At 70.0% G+C, this 14,121-nt stretch carries 15 protein-coding genes; 3 read left to right on the forward strand and 12 right to left on the reverse strand.

Annotation, left to right across the window (positions count from 1 at the left end):
- Positions 1–532: 532 nt before the first annotated feature.
- On the forward strand, positions 533–1,222 hold the full coding sequence (locus tag KZ829_RS09570) for a histidine phosphatase family protein (RefSeq protein ID WP_220143482.1): 690 nt from the start codon (positions 533–535) through the stop codon (positions 1,220–1,222).
- Between the two features lie 103 nt (positions 1,223–1,325).
- Positions 1,326–2,573, forward strand: coding sequence for an MFS transporter (locus KZ829_RS09575; RefSeq protein ID WP_308285411.1), 1,248 nt, complete (start codon positions 1,326–1,328; stop codon positions 2,571–2,573).
- 84 nt (positions 2,574–2,657) lie between these two features.
- On the opposite strand, the gene KZ829_RS09580 is transcribed toward KZ829_RS09575, so the two are convergent.
- From KZ829_RS09580 to KZ829_RS09620, 9 genes are all read right to left on the reverse strand, one after another.
- On the reverse strand, positions 2,658–3,413 hold the full coding sequence (locus KZ829_RS09580) for a maleylpyruvate isomerase family mycothiol-dependent enzyme (protein ID WP_220143484.1): 756 nt from the start codon (positions 3,411–3,413) through the stop codon (positions 2,658–2,660).
- Positions 3,414–3,605: 192 nt separating this feature from the next.
- A complete protein-coding gene (locus KZ829_RS09585; RefSeq protein ID WP_372453854.1) occupies positions 3,606–3,995 on the reverse strand; it encodes a metal-sulfur cluster assembly factor in 390 nt (129 codons plus the stop codon).
- Positions 3,996–4,231: 236 nt separating this feature from the next.
- Positions 4,232–4,687, reverse strand: a complete 456-nt coding sequence (sufU, locus tag KZ829_RS09590; RefSeq protein ID WP_220143485.1) for a Fe-S cluster assembly sulfur transfer protein SufU — start codon at positions 4,685–4,687, stop codon at positions 4,232–4,234.
- The gene (locus KZ829_RS09595; RefSeq protein ID WP_220143486.1) at positions 4,687–5,916 is read right to left on the reverse strand and encodes a cysteine desulfurase; all 1,230 of its coding nucleotides are present in this window, start codon (positions 5,914–5,916) and stop codon (positions 4,687–4,689) included. Before KZ829_RS09595 ends, sufU begins: the two co-directional genes overlap by 1 nt.
- An 11-nt stretch (positions 5,917–5,927) precedes the next feature.
- Positions 5,928–6,686: a Fe-S cluster assembly ATPase SufC gene (gene sufC, locus KZ829_RS09600; RefSeq protein WP_220143487.1), complete on the reverse strand. Its 759-nt coding sequence runs from the start codon at positions 6,684–6,686 to the stop codon at positions 5,928–5,930.
- Positions 6,683–7,015 (reverse strand): non-heme iron oxygenase ferredoxin subunit, encoded by a 333-nt coding sequence (locus KZ829_RS09605; protein ID WP_220143488.1) that lies wholly within the window; start codon positions 7,013–7,015, stop codon positions 6,683–6,685. Before KZ829_RS09605 ends, sufC begins: the two co-directional genes overlap by 4 nt.
- A complete protein-coding gene (gene sufD, locus KZ829_RS09610) occupies positions 7,015–8,142 on the reverse strand; it encodes a Fe-S cluster assembly protein SufD (RefSeq protein WP_220143489.1) in 1,128 nt (375 codons plus the stop codon). The genes KZ829_RS09605 and sufD overlap by 1 nt, the downstream gene beginning before the upstream one ends.
- Before the next feature lie 46 nt (positions 8,143–8,188).
- Entirely contained in the window at positions 8,189–9,610 is a 1,422-nt protein-coding gene (gene sufB, locus KZ829_RS09615) for a Fe-S cluster assembly protein SufB (RefSeq protein WP_220143490.1), read from the reverse strand.
- A gap of 43 nt (positions 9,611–9,653) precedes the next feature.
- Complete coding sequence (locus KZ829_RS09620; RefSeq protein WP_372453847.1) at positions 9,654–10,385, reverse strand: helix-turn-helix transcriptional regulator; 732 nt, start codon at positions 10,383–10,385, stop codon at positions 9,654–9,656.
- A gap of 114 nt (positions 10,386–10,499) precedes the next feature.
- Between KZ829_RS09620 and KZ829_RS09625 the strand changes: the two genes are divergently transcribed.
- Positions 10,500–11,477, forward strand: coding sequence for a COX15/CtaA family protein (locus tag KZ829_RS09625; RefSeq protein WP_372453848.1), 978 nt, complete (start codon positions 10,500–10,502; stop codon positions 11,475–11,477).
- Between the two features lie 153 nt (positions 11,478–11,630).
- On the opposite strand, the gene KZ829_RS09630 is transcribed toward KZ829_RS09625, so the two are convergent.
- The 3 genes from KZ829_RS09630 to KZ829_RS09640 form a co-directional block, all read right to left on the reverse strand.
- Complete coding sequence (locus tag KZ829_RS09630; RefSeq protein WP_220143493.1) at positions 11,631–12,512, reverse strand: ATP-grasp domain-containing protein; 882 nt, start codon at positions 12,510–12,512, stop codon at positions 11,631–11,633.
- Complete coding sequence (locus KZ829_RS09635; RefSeq protein ID WP_183217587.1) at positions 12,509–12,802, reverse strand: hypothetical protein; 294 nt, start codon at positions 12,800–12,802, stop codon at positions 12,509–12,511. The genes KZ829_RS09630 and KZ829_RS09635 overlap by 4 nt, the downstream gene beginning before the upstream one ends.
- Before the next feature lie 199 nt (positions 12,803–13,001).
- Positions 13,002–13,961, reverse strand: coding sequence for a heme o synthase (locus KZ829_RS09640; RefSeq protein ID WP_220143494.1), 960 nt, complete (start codon positions 13,959–13,961; stop codon positions 13,002–13,004).
- Positions 13,962–14,121: the final 160 nt, after the last annotated feature.

Consider the following 14,121-nt stretch of genomic DNA (forward strand, 5'->3'; position numbering starts at 1 on the left):
TCGACTCGGCGCCGGTCTGCTGTCGCACGGCCCGATCGGCCACGGCGACGGAGACGGCGGGGAAACGCTTCAGCTTGGTCACGCCGCCATCTTGAACGCGGCCCACCTCTCCCGGCCAGCGATTTTCCGCCCTGTGATCGATCTTGTCCGGCTGGTTCTGGGCGCTGTTCCGGAGCGTTCGAGACAGCCCTGACGACCAGCCCGAACCACTCGGCTGGCGCTGAGGGCCGCCTCAACGGCGCTGAGACGGCGCCCACGACCAGCTGAGCAAGATCAGCCACTACCGGACGGCGCGGCCATCGGCGGTCGGGCTCGGCACTGATCTCGGCAGCGCGAACGGGGCCCGCTTCCGGTCCGCTTCCGCGGGCGCCCGCCCGTACAGGATCGGGTCTTTCGTGCGCCGGGCCGGCGGCGGGAGGACGACCGTGCGAATGCACCGGAGGGTCATTTCACGCAATGAACGCAGTTACCAGACGCTTTCTGTTGAACTCGGAACGTGACCGGACACGGGCGGACTCGGTAGGGTCCGATCATGGTCGCTGAACTGATTCTGGTCCGGCACGGGCAAAGCCTGGCCAACGTGGCGTTCATCGCAGCCAACGCGGAGGGGCTCCTGGAGGCGGCGGTGAGCGGCCGCGACGCGGAGGTGCCGCTCACCGAAACCGGGGAGGAGCAGGCCGCCGCCGTGGGCAAATGGCTGGCCGCTCTCCCGGAGGAGCACCGGCCACAGGCGGTGATCACGTCGCCCTACCTGCGCGCCCGCGAGACGTGGCGGATAGCCGCCGCGTCGTCGGGCCTGGACCTGCCGGCGCCGCGCACCGACGACCGCCTGGTGGACCGGCTGATGGGCGAGCTGGAGCTGCTCACCCACGCCGCGGTCGCGGCCCGCTACCCGGACGAGGCGGCGCGTCGGGCCGAGGCCGGCGAGTTCGAGTACGTGCCACCGGGCGGCGAGTCGTTCGCCGACATCGCGATCCGGCTCAAGTCGTTCCTGGACGACCTGCACACCGACCACGCCGGGCAACGGGTGATCGTCGTGGCCCACGACGCGGTGGTGCTCATGATGCGGGCCGTCATCGAGCAGTTGAGCTGGGACGAGGTGCTGGAGGTGGAACGCGAGGCGGGCAGCGTACGGAACGCGTCCATCACCCGGTTCGACGGCGGTCCCGGGGAGCTGACGCTGGACCGCTACAACGTGATCGACCACCTGCCCCCGACCTGAGTCTTATATCGATGACCGTCTTGTCACGAACGGCCAGCGATCTTATGTTCGGTCGATGCCCGTCGCCCACTCTCTCCGCGGGCCGGCTCCCCCGCGTCGTGCGGTGAGCCGCCAGCTGGGCGCTCTCCTCACCGCCGAGGCGATCTCCATGCTCGGCAGCCGGATCACCTTCGTCGCCGTACCCTGGCTGATCCTCGTCACCACCGACTCGGCGCTGCTCGCCGGGGTGGCCGGATTCGCCGAGATGCTGCCCTACGTGCTGTCCGGCCTGATCGGCGGCCCGATCGTGGACCGGGTAGGCCCACGGCCCACCGCCGTGACCGCCGATGCGGCGAGCGTCCTCGCGGTGGCCGGCATCCCGTTGATCGCCTACTGCGAAGGTGTGTCGTTCGGCACGCTGCTGGTGCTGATCGCCCTGGCCGGCGCGCTGCGGGGCTTCGGTGACGCGGCCAAACGGGCGCTGCTGCCCCGCACGATCGCCGCGGCCGGCCTCTCCACGGAACGCGGCACCGCGATGTACGACGGCACCTGCCGCGCGGCGACCCTGGTCGGCCTGCCGCTCGCCGGGGTGCTGATCGCCACGCTCGGCCCGGCGGTGGTCCTGCTCTTCGACGCGCTCTCGTTCGCGGTCAGCGCGCTGATCATCGGCGCGCTCGTCCGGGTCGGTCACGCCGACGCCGCGGCTCGCGCCGAGAGCGAACAGCAGGGGTACGCGGACGCGCTGCGCGACGGATTCCGGTACGTACGCGGGGATCGCCTCATCGTCGGTGTCATGGCGATGCTGTTCGCCACCAACCTGTTCGACCAGGCGTTCGCGACCGTGTTCGTACCGGTGTGGGTCCGCGACGGCCCACACGGACCCGCCGCACTGGGGGTGATCGGCACCGCCTTCGGCCTGGGCGCGGTGGCGGGCAACCTCCTCTACACGGTGCTGGCGCCACGCCTGCCCCGGCGCCGCACCCTCGGCATCTGCTTCTTCCTGGGCGGCCCAGCGCAGTTGCTGGCCCTGGCCCTCACCGACCGCGTCTGGGTCGTGCTGGCCACCGCGGCGGTCGCGGGCGCCCTCATGTCCACGGTCAACCCGATCCTGATGGCCTCCGTCTACCGCCGGATCCCGACCCACCTGCACGGTCGCGTGATCAGCGTCCTGATCGCGGTCTCCTGGGCCGGCATCCCGTTCGGTGGCATCGTCGGCGGCTGGGCCACCGACCTGCTCGGTCTGCACACCGCCGCCCTGCTGGCCGCGATCGGCTATCTGGCGGTGACGGTCTCCCCCTTCCTCTTCCCCGCGTGGCAGGAGCTCGACGAGACCCCACACCCCGAACGCAACAAAGCGGTAGCCACCGTCTGACCGCACCGGCGCAACCCCACAGCCCGGCAGGCCGGATCGCGGCTTGCCGGGCTGAGTGCCACCTCCGCCACGACCCACCGGGCGTCAGTCCATCCTGCTCCAGGCGAGGAGCTGGTCGGCGACGGCACGGTCGCCGTCGATGCGGATATCGGACAGGGGGATGCGGCGGTAGAGGGCCAGCACCAGGTCACTCGCGGTGCCCCGGAGGCCGGTGACCGGCTCGCCGCTGGCCGCCGGGTCGGCCTTGGCCCCGGCCGGGGACAGGTCGAGGGTCCAGGACGGGCCCTCGACCGCATGGAAGGCGACCCGCGCCGGACGGTGCGGCCAGGCCCCGAGCGAGCCGAGGCAGACGGTGAGGAACTCGCTCACCCCGTCGACCGCGACGGCGGCCGGCAACGACTCGGGCCGGCCGATGGCCTCCTGAGCGTCGTAGGCGTGCACGGCCGCCTCCTGCACCTGGTGCCGGGCGACCGCCCCGGCGGTCAGCGGCGCGCCCGACTCGGCCCGCCACGCCCAGCAGGACGCCTCCGGCCCGGCGGTGCGCAACGCGTCGAGCAGCAGGCCGGTGGACTGGCTGAACCATCCCGGCAGGTCGCCCTCGGGATCCTGCTCGCCACGCTGCCCTGGCGGAAGCGGCCCGGAGTCATCGGCCGCCGCGACCGTGGCGGCCCAGATCCGCTGGACACCGCCGAGGTGGGTGACGAGGTCGGTGAGCGACCAGTCGGGGCACCCCGGAACGCGGACCGTCGGATCCGGCGCGGCGTCGACGGCGTCACGCAGCGCCGCCGACCGGCCTTCGATCAGGGCGAGAAGCTCGGAGAACGGCGGAGTCGAATTCATGCCCGGTTTCTACCACCGAGGTACGACAGAAACCGTCTGCCCGATCATGCGCCGCCCTCAGGACGTACCCGGCGGGACGGAAACGGCGGAGAAGGCGGCACCCGCCTCGGCACGACCTCGGCCCGGGCTCGGACACACCGGAACAGCGAAGGGCGGCACGCGATCCGCGTGCCGCCCTTCACCGGAGATCTGTCAGACGTTGAAGCCGAGCGCCCGAAGCTGGTCGCGGCCGTCGTCGGTGATCTTGTCGGGGCCCCACGGCGGGAGCCACACCCAGTTGATGCGGAAGTCGCTGACCAGGCCGCCGCCGGGACCGGAGAGCAGCGCCTGCCGGGTCTGGTCCTCGATGACGTCGGTCAGCGGGCAGGCCGCCGAGGTGAGCGTCATGTCGATGGTGACCACGTTGTCGTCGTCGACGTGGGTGCCGTAGACCAGGCCCAGGTCGACGACGTTGATGCCGAGCTCGGGGTCGACGACGTCCTTCATCGCCTCCTCGACCTCGGCGGTGGTCGCCTTCTTCACCGCGTCACCGGCCGCCGGACCACCGGCTACCGGGCCGGAGGCGGCGGGAGCAGTGTCCACGGCTTCGGACGGCGCGTCCGCGCCGGGCGAGGCCGAGACGCTGACGCCCGGCACCTCGACGGGTTCGCCGGCCTCGGCGGCCGCGGCCCGCTCGGTGGCCAGCCAGTCCGGCACCTCTTCGCCCGCGCCGGGAGCCGCGCCGGAAGCCGGAGCGGAAGCGATCGTCCGGGCCACGTCGGCCTCCGGAGCGGATACGGCGTCCGAAACCGGGCCGGGAACCGTGTCGGTCTTCTCTGTCATGCCTTCACCTCCGGGCTCACGCCCACCTCCACGCCGGCCCGCGCGGCCGCGTCCTTGAACGCCATCCAGGGCAGCAGCGCGCATTTCACCCGGGCCGGGAACTTGGCCACCCCGGCGAAGGCGATGCCGTCGCCGAGGATCTCCTCGTCGGCCTCGGCCTGGCCGCGGCTCTGCATCAGCTCGACGAAGGCGTGGTGGATCTCCGAGGCCGCGGCGGCGTCCCTACCCTGCAGCAGCTCGTGCAACACCGACGCCGAAGCCTGACTGATGGAACATCCAACACCATCGTACGAAATTTCGCTCAAATCGTGGGAAACGCGTACGGTGATCTCATCGCCACACGTCGGGTTGACGTGATGCGCCTCACCGTCGTAAGGATCCCGCAGGCCACGCCCGTGCGGGTTCTTGTAGTGGTCGAGGATGATCTCCTGGTAGAGACCGTCGAGCATCATCAGCCGAACACCTTCCGGACCTGGTCGAGGCCGCGCGCCAGAGCGTCGATCTCCGCCGTGGTCGTGTAGAGGTAGAACGAGGCCCGGGTCATCGCCGGGACGCTGAAGCGGGAGCAGACCGGCCGGGCGCAGTGATGCCCGACCCGCACCTCCACGCCCAGAGCGTCCAGAATCTGTCCCACATCGTGCGGATGTACCCCGTCCACACCGAACGACACCGTACCGCCCCGGCCCTCGACCGTCTCCGGACCGAAGATCCGTACGCCGGGGACCGAGGTGAGCGCGTCCAGCGCGTACCGTGTGATGTCCTGCTCGTGCTGGTGGATCGCCTCCATGCCCAGCCCGGTCAGATAGTCGACGGCCGCGCCGAGGCCGATGGCCTCGGTGATCGGCGGCGTGCCGGCCTCGAACCGTGCCGGAGGCGCGGCGAAGGTGGTGCCGCCCATCGTGACCGTCTCGATCATCGATCCGCCGGCCAGGAACGGCGGCATCTGCGCGAGCAGGTCGAGCCGGCCCCAGAGCACGCCGATGCCGGTCGGGCCGAGCATCTTGTGGCCGGTGAAGGCGATCAGGTCGGCGCCGAGCGTCGACACATCGATGGGGAGATGCGGAACGGACTGCGAGCAGTCCAGCATCACCAGGGCGCCGAAGGAACGGGCACGCTCGGCGATCCGGGAGACGTCGTTGATCGTGCCGAGCACGTTGGACATGTGCACCAGCGAAACGATCCTGGTGCGTTCGGTGATCACCGAGTCGAGATCATCCTCGTCCAGCCGGCCGGAGTCGGTGATGCCGAACCAGCGCAGGGTCGCGCCGGTCCGCTCGCAGAGCAGCTGCCACGGCACCAGGTTCGAGTGGTGCTCCATCTCGGAGATCACCACCTCGTCGCCGGGCCCGAGCCGCAGCATCTGGCCCAGCGAGTGCGCCACCAGGTTGATCGCCTCGGTGGAGTTCTTGGTGAAGACCACCTCGTCCGGGCTCGCCGCGCCGATGAACGTGGCGATGCGAGCCCGGGCACCCTCGTACGCCTCGGTCGACTCGGTGCCGAGCGTGTGCACGGAGCGGGACACGTTGCCGTTGTACCGCTCCTGGTGCGCACGCATGACGTCGAGCACCTGAACCGGCTTCTGCGAGGTGTTGGCGCTGTCCAGGTAGACCAGCGGGTGGCCGTTGACCTCCCGCTCGAAGATCGGAAAGTCCTTACGGACCCGCTCGACGTCGAAGCTCATCAGTTAACCCCTCAGGCCCTGACCTTGTACTTGTCGTAACCCTCGGCCTCGAGCTGCTCGCCGAGCTCCGGGCCACCCTCTTCGACGATCTTGCCGCCGACGAAGACGTGCACGAAGTCCGGCTTGATGTAGCGGAGGATCCGGGTGTAGTGGGTGATCAGCAGGAAGCCGGTCTCCCCGGTCGCGCGAACGCGGTTGACGCCCTCGCTGACGATCCGCAGCGCGTCGATGTCCAGGCCGGAGTCGGTCTCGTCGAGGATCGCGACCTTCGGCTTGAGCAGCTCGAGCTGCATGATCTCGTGACGCTTCTTCTCACCACCGGAGAAGCCCTCGTTCACGTTGCGCTGGGCGAAGGACGGGTCCATCTCCAGCTTCTCCATGGCGCCGCGCAGCTCGCCGGCCCAGGTGCGCAGCTTGGGCGCCTCGCCGTCGATCGCGGTCTTGGCGGTGCGCAGGAAGTTCGCCACCGAGACGCCGGGCACCTCGACCGGGTACTGCATGGCCAGGAAGAGGCCGGCCCGGGCGCGCTCGTCGACGCTCAGCTCGAGAACGTCGGCACCGTCGAGGGTCACCGAACCGCCGGTGATCTCGTACTTCGGGTGGCCGGCGATCGAGTAGGCGAGGGTCGACTTGCCGGAGCCGTTGGGACCCATGATGGCGTGGGTCTCGCCGGCCTTCACGGTCAGGTCGACGCCGTTCAGGATCGGCTTCAGCTCGCCATCCGGCAGCTTCACCGAAACCTGCAGGTCGCGGATCTCCAGGGTGCTCACGGCTCTACTCCATTGCTTGGTGTCGTCGAAACGTAGATGTCGCCGTCGCGGATCTCGACGGGGTAGATCGCCACCGGGTGGATGGCGGGCGGTCCGGAGGGTTGACCGGTACGCAGGTCGAACCGGGAGCCGTGCAGCCAGCACTCCAGCGTGCACCCGTCCACCTCGCCCTCGGAGAGGGCCACCGAGGCATGGCTGCACTCGTCGCGGACCGCGTAGAAGACGTCGTCGTCGGCATGGACGACCGCGATCTCGACCCCGTCGACCTCCACCTGGAGGGCGGTGCCCTTCGCGACGTCCGACACCGGACCGACGTTCTCGAAATCCACTACCGGCCTGCCTCGGCAAGGCGTGCCTCGATGGCGTCGCCGAGCCGCTCGCGCAGCTCCCCGACCGGGATCTTGTTGATCAGCTCGGCGAAGAAACCGCGGACCACCAGCTTCCGGGCCTCCCCTTCGGGGATGCCGCGGGCCATCAGATAGAACAACTGCTCGTCATCGAAGCGACCGGTCGCGCTCGCGTGCCCGGCGCCGGCGATCTCGCCGGTCTCGATCTCCAGATTGGGTACGGAGTCCGCACGCGCCCCGTCGGTGAGGAGCAGATTCCGGTTGATCTCGTAGGTGTCGGTGCCGGTCGCCGCGGCCCGGATCAGCACGTCGCCGACCCAGACGGTGTGCGCCGACGCACCCTGGAGCGCCCCGCGGTAGCCCACGTAGCTGCGGCAGTCCGGCACCGCGTGGTCGACCAGCTGCCGGTGCTCGTGGTGCTGGCCGGAGTCGGCGAAGTAGAGGCCCCACAGCTCGGCGTCGCCGCCACGGCCCGCGTACTCGACGCTGGTGAACTGCCGGACCAGGTCGCCGCCCAGGGTGACCTGGACGTGCTGGACCCGGGCGTCGGAACCGACCCGGAACTTGACGTGCTGGGCCTGGACCGCGTCCCGGTCCCACTCGGCCAGGGTCACGAAGGTCAGCTGGGCGCTGTCGCCCACCAGGACCTCGATGTTGTCGGCCAGCGTGACCGAACCGGTCTGCTCCAGGATGATCGTCGCCTTGGCGAAGTTGCCGACCTTGACGAAGGTGCGGGCCGCCGCGGCGTCGCCGCCCTTGCCGACCAGCCGGATCACGGCGGCCTCGGCGGGCTCGGCCTCGGCGGCCACCTCGATGACGGTGACGGCGGCGGCCGACCCGTACGCGAGAGCGCTGACCCGGTCGAACGGCGTGAGCACCGACGGCACGTCGTCCGCCTCGGACACCGTCACGCCGGCGGGCAGGTCACCGAACTCCACGGAGGGAGCCGCCCCGCTCAGCGTGCTCGCGGTGACCAGGTCACGGAGCCGCTTGAGCGGGGTGAAACGCCACTCCTCCTCCAGGCCGTTGAGGGCCGGGAAGTCGGCGACGTCGAAGGAGCGCAGCACCTGCGACTTGGTGCTCGGCGGGGCGATGGCCTCGGTAGTCATTTCGTCCTTTATGTCCGCTTCGTAAGGGGTGGGGGAGCCGGCCGGGTCAGCCGACCGCCCCCTCCATCTGGAGCTCGATGAGGCGGTTCAGCTCCAGCGCGTACTCCATCGGGAGCTCCTTGGCGATCGGCTCGATGAAGCCGCGCACGATCATCGCCATCGCCTCGTCCTCGGTCAGACCGCGGCTCATCAGGTAGAAGAGCTGGTCCTCGCTGACCTTGGAGACAGTCGCCTCGTGGCCCATGTTGACGTCGTCCTCACGGATGTCCACGTACGGGTACGTGTCCGACCGCGAGATCGTGTCGACCAGCAGCGCGTCGCACTTGACCGTGCTCTTGGAGTGCGACGACCCCTCCAGCACCTGCACGAGGCCCCGGTACGACGTGCGGCCGCCCCCACGGGCGATCGACTTGGAGATGATCGTCGAGGAGGTGTGCGGCGCGGCGTGCACCATCTTGGCGCCGGAGTCCTGGTGCTGGCCCTCACCGGCCATGGCGATCGAGAGCACCTCGCCCTTGGCGTGCGGGCCGGTCATGTAGACGGCCGGGTACTTCATCGTCACCTTGGAGCCGATGTTGCCGTCGATCCACTCCATGGTCGCGCCCTCTTCGCAGGTGGCGCGCTTGGTGACCAGGTTGTAGACGTTGTTCGACCAGTTCTGGATGGTCGTGTAGCGCACCCGGGCGTTCTTCTTCACGACGATCTCGACGACCGCGGAGTGCAGCGAGTCGGACGAGTAGATCGGCGCGGTGCAGCCCTCGACGTAGTGCACGTACGAGCCCTCGTCGGCGATGATCAGGGTCCGCTCGAACTGGCCCATGTTCTCCGTGTTGATCCGGAAGTAGGCCTGGAGCGGGATCTCCACGTGCACGCCCTTCGGCACGTAGATGAAGGAGCCACCGGACCAGGTCGCGGTGTTCAGCGCGGCGAACTTGTTGTCGCCGACCGGGATCACCGTGCCGAAGTACTCCTTGAAGACGTCCTCGTGCTCCTTGAGGGCGGTGTCGGTGTCGAGGAAGACGACACCCTGCTCCTCCAGGTCCTCACGGATCTTGTGGTAGACGACCTCGGACTCGTACTGAGCGGCGACGCCGGCCACGAGGCGCTGCTTCTCCGCCTCCGGGATGCCGAGCTTGTCGTACGTCGCCTTGATGTCCTCGGGCAGGTCCTCCCAGGAGGCGGCCTGCTTCTCGGTGGAGCGGACGAAGTACTTGATGTTCTGGAAGTCGATGCCGGTCAGGTCGGCGCCCCAGTGCGGCATCGGCTTGCGGCCGAACAGCCGCAGGCCCTTGAGCCGGAGGTTCAGCATCCACTCCGGCTCGTTCTTCAGTGCGGAGATGTTGCGCACCACCGCTTCCGACAGGCCGCGCTGCGCGGCCGCGCCGGCGACGTCAGCGTCGGCCCAGCCGTACTCGTAGCGACCCAGAGCGGCGAGGTGCTCTTCCTGGGTGGCGATCTGGTCAGTCATGTATCTGTCCTAACCGTGATGGTAGGCGGGCCGTTAGTCCGTTTTATGGGTGGTGGGTGGGGCGGTCGGATGGGGGGTGCGGGTGCGCATGACGGGTGGGGATGTGCGTGGTGCACACCCCGTCGCCGTGCGCGATGGTGGCGAGGCGCTGCACGTGAGTGCCGATGAGCCGCGAGATGACTTCGGTCTCGGCGTCGCACAGCTGAGGAAACTCGGCGGCCACGTGAGCCACCGGGCAGGAATGCTGGCACAGCTGCCCACCGGACGCGATCGTGGTCGCGCTGGCAGCGTAACCCTCGGCGGTCAGCACCTCGGCGAGTGCCTCGGCACGCGTGATCGGATCGCCGTCCGCCGTCCGCAACGCCGCCTGGCAGCGCTCCTCGAGCGCCGCGACCTGGGCCGCCGCGAAGGCGGAGACGGCCTCCGGCCCGTGGTGCTGGGCGATCCAGCGCAGGGCCGCGGAGGCGATGCCGTCGTAGTGGTGCGGGTTCAGCTCCTCGCGGGCGGCCACGGTGAGGGCGAACGCCTTCGCCGGCCGGCCCCGGCCACGCGGAAGGTTGCTGCGAACCTCCCTGGTCTCGACCAGGTCGTCGGCGAGCATCGCGTCGAGGTGCTTGCGGATGGCCGCGGGACTCAGGCCCAGAGCGGCGCCGAGCTCGGCCGCGGTGGCCGCGCCCCGCTTCAGCAGGAGCTGGGCGACTCGGCTGCGGGTGCGCCCGTCCGTCGCGCCGGCATGCGCCGGTGCGCCGATCTGGAGCAGCACCTCGTTTTTCACTACGGCAACGTTACGTATTTCCCGGGGCCCCTGCAAACCAGGGGTCGGTGATCCGCCCCACCGGCATGCGGAGCTGCGAAAATCAAGATCCATGGCAAGCGTACGATGCGCGGGGTGAAGTCCTCCAAGGTGCGCCTGGCGTCCGCTTTCCTGGCCTCCCGCCCCGTGCGATGGTGCGGATCCTCGCTGCGCGGGCTGGCGTTCGCGTCGCTGGTGGCCAACATCGGGATCATCGTCACCGGCGCGGCCGTCCGGCTCACCAAGTCCGGCCTCGGCTGCCCCACCTGGCCCCGGTGCACCGACGAGTCCTACACGACGACGGCCGAGATGGGCATCAACGGCGTCATCGAATTCGGCAACCGGCTGCTGACCTTCGTCCTGATCGCGATCGCGGTGGCCTGCTTCCTCGGCGCGCTGGCCCGGGGCCGGCGCTCGCTGGTCAGGCTGTCGGTCGCCGTGGCGCTCGGCATCCCCGGCCAGGGCGTGATCGGCGGCATCACGGTGCTCACCAACCTCAACCCGTGGGTCGTCGGGCTGCACTTCGTCCTCTCGATCGCGCTGGTCACCGGGGCGTTCGCGCTCTGGCGGCGGGTCGGCGAGGGCGACGGCGACCCGGTTCCCCTGGTCCCGGCCCCGCTGCGGCAGCTCGCCCGGGTGCTGGCCGCGGCCAGCTTCGCGGTGATCGCGGCCGGCGTGGTGGTGACCGGCAGCGGCCCGCACTCCGGCGACCAGGGCGCCAAGCGCAACGGCCTGGACCCGCAGCAGATCTCCCAGGTGCACGCCGATCTGGTCTTTCTGCTGATCGGCCTCACCGTGGCGATGTGGTTCGCGCTGCGCGCGGTGGAGGCGCCGGCGACCGCGGTGCGCGCCGTCGCGGTGCTGTTCTGGGTGGAGATGGGCCAGGGGCTGATCGGCTTCGTGCAGTACTTCACCCATCTGCCGGTGGCCCTGGTCGCCGCGCACATGCTCGGTTCCGCCCTGGTGTGGACCGCGACGCTGGCGGTGGTGTGGTCGCTGCGGGCCCGCCCGGTCACCCCGGTCCCGGCCGAGCCGTCCCCGGCGACCGCGAGCGAGCCGGTCCCGGCCGCCTGACAGCGCGCCGGAAGAGAGCCGTCAGGCCACCGCGCCGCGGGAGAGCCGCCTGACCGCCCGTCGAAAGAGGGCCGGCTCACGCCGTACCGGAAATGGTCGTCCAAAGAGAAAGGCCGCCCCGGAGGGCGGCCTTTCTCGTGAGCGTGAGTGGCGTCAGAGACGGGCGATGATCGCGTCGGCGAGCCGCTCGGCGGAACCGGGCGCGGTCAACAGGAACAGTGACGGCTCGGTGAGCTCCAGCTCGACCAGCATCGGCGCCCCGTCCGGGCCAGGGATCAGGTCGACGCGTGCGTAGAGCAGCCGCTTGGGACCGCCCGGGATGACCGTGAGCACCCGCTCGGCGACCTCCAGCTCGGCGGGCGACGGCTGCCGCGGGCTGATCTCCTCGACGTAGGGATCGACCGTCTCGCCGGCCGGCCCGGTGAGCATCGGGCCCTTCCGGATGCCGTGGCTGAACGTCAGCTCGCCGGCCTCGTCCGGCGTGCACAGCACCGCGGTCTCGCCGGCGGTGTCCACAGCCGACAGGTACGGCTGGATCATCGCGGTCCGCCCGGCAGTGGTCAGCCGCTCGACATGCGCCGCAGCGAGATCGGCCTGACCGGGCAGGGTGTAGCGGGCGGTGTCCTGGCTGCCGGCGCTGACCGTCGGCTTGACCACCCACTGCCCCTCGGCCGGCGGGGTCCAGTCGTCACCGGGCCCGACGAACGTGGTCGGGATGATCGGGACGCCGGCCGTCTCGAGCTCGCTCAGATACCGCTTGTCGGTGTTCCACGCGACGATGTCGGCCGGGTTGGCCAGCCGCGGCACCGAGGCGGCCCAGTCGACGAACTCGTCGCGACGGGCCGTGTAGTCCCACGGCGAGCGGAGCACCGCCAGGTCGTAGGCGGCCCAGTCGGCCACCGGGTCGTCCCAGCGGACGGCGTCGACCGCCACCCCGCGCTCGCGCAGCGCGTCACGCAGGGGGTGGTCGTCGTCCCAGAGGTCGGGCTTGTCCGCGGAGGTGACCAGCGCGACCCGGAAGTCGCGGATCGTCAACGGGCCATGCTCCGGCGGGACATCGAGCGCCACAGGTCGTTGCTCGGCCGCATCTGCTCCAGGAGCTCGCGCTCCCACTCGTTCTCCACCTGGACGCCGGCGTGGTCGCAGGCCTCCCGGGCGACGCCGGTGTCCGGGGCGAACTGGTCGGACCACTCGCCGTCCTCGCCGACGAGGACGATGCGGGCGCCGCGCTTACCGACGTACTCGATCACCGCCTTGGCGCCGCCGTGACCGGCGGCGAAAGACTTGATCTCGGAGGTCAGCGTCATTACGGAACCTTCTGCCATGCTGCGCAGCCTAAGCAGTCGGCAACCTCGCCGTGGGCACTCCAAGCCGCTTTTGTGACTCCAATTACCTGCGGGTTTCAGGAGCCAGCGCATTGTTATGAGCCGATTACGCCCCAATTGCGCCCGGGCCGGGAATCCGCCCTACGAGTGACGGACAGTGACTGACACTGGCGACAATCCGGGCATCCTGTGCGACAGATCAGACCAGAGCGTCAACCGCGACGGCCATGAAGACCACCGTGAGGTACGTGATGGACAGATGGAACAGGCGCATCGGCTTCATCGCGACCCCGGCCCGGGTCTGCCGGACCAGCCGGACCGCCTCGGCCAGGAAGACCGCGCCCATCACGATCGCGGTGACCCCGTAGATCGGGCCCAGCCCGAGCGGCCAGGCGGCGAGCGAGGCGGCCACGGTGAGGACGGTGTAGACGAGGATCTCGAAGTTCACCCGCTCCATCGAGCGGACCACCGGGAGCATCGGGATGCCGGCCCTCGCATAGTCGTCCTTGTACTTCACAGCGAGCGCATAGAAATGCGGCATCTGCCAAAAGAAGACAACCGCAAAAAGCGCCCATGCCATCGGCGGGATGGTGCCGGTCACCGCCGCCCAGCCGATCACCACGGGAGCCGCGCCGCACACTCCACCCCAGAACGTGTTCGCCGGGGTGCGCCGCTTCAGCCAGAGCGTGTAGACGACGTCGTAGTAGAAGATCGAGAAGGCGGTCAGCGCGGTGGCCAACCAATTGGTGAGAAGCCCCATCAGCGCGACCGAGATCACAGCGAGGGTGAGGCCGAAGATCAGCACGGCCCGCGGCGTCATCTGGTGGTTCGGCAGCGGGCGCCGCTTGGTGCGCCGCATCAGCTCGTCGATGTCGCGGTCGATGTAACAGTTCAGCGCGCTCGCGGCGCCGCCCGCCAGACCGCCGCCGACCAGCACGGCGGCGAAGGTGACCGGGTCGGGCCACCCGCCGGCGGCCAGCATCATGGTCGGCACGGTGGTGACCAGGAGCAGCTCGACGATCTGCGGCTTGGTCAGGGCGAGGTACGCCCGGAACACCGCCGTCCAGCTCCGCCGGGCCCCTGGGCGGGGCGGGCGCGCCGGGCGCTCCGCCGCGCCGGGCGCCTGTCCGCGGACAGGACGCTCGGTGATCATGCTCACGGACAGCCACCTTCCGGCTTCGGCTCAATTTCGCGGCCGTTGACCGGGTGACGATCCGGCGGCCAGCCCGGACAGCCTACGCGCAGCCGTCTCCGCTGCTCGGGGCACCCGGTACGGGTGCAAGCGGTCACACCCGTTGAACCGGCATGTCCGCTCACAG

The organism is Actinoplanes hulinensis, from assembly GCF_019429605.1.
GTDB classification, from domain to species: domain Bacteria; phylum Actinomycetota; class Actinomycetes; order Mycobacteriales; family Micromonosporaceae; genus Actinoplanes; species Actinoplanes campanulatus.

Coding starts and splice junctions, on each gene's coding strand:
- sufB (WP_220143490.1), bottom strand. CDS start 9,610: ATGACTGACCAGATCGCCACCCAGGAAGAGCACCTCGCCGCTCTGGGT.
- KZ829_RS09635 (WP_183217587.1), bottom strand. CDS start 12,802: ATGGCAGAAGGTTCCGTAATGACGCTGACCTCCGAGATCAAGTCTTTC.
- KZ829_RS09580 (WP_220143484.1), bottom strand. CDS start 3,413: ATGAATTCGACTCCGCCGTTCTCCGAGCTTCTCGCCCTGATCGAAGGC.
- sufU (WP_220143485.1), bottom strand. CDS start 4,687: ATGATGCTCGACGGTCTCTACCAGGAGATCATCCTCGACCACTACAAG.
- sufD (WP_220143489.1), bottom strand. CDS start 8,142: ATGACTACCGAGGCCATCGCCCCGCCGAGCACCAAGTCGCAGGTGCTG.
- KZ829_RS09595 (WP_220143486.1), bottom strand. CDS start 5,916: ATGAGCTTCGACGTCGAGCGGGTCCGTAAGGACTTTCCGATCTTCGAG.
- KZ829_RS09570 (WP_220143482.1), top strand. CDS start 533: ATGGTCGCTGAACTGATTCTGGTCCGGCACGGGCAAAGCCTGGCCAAC.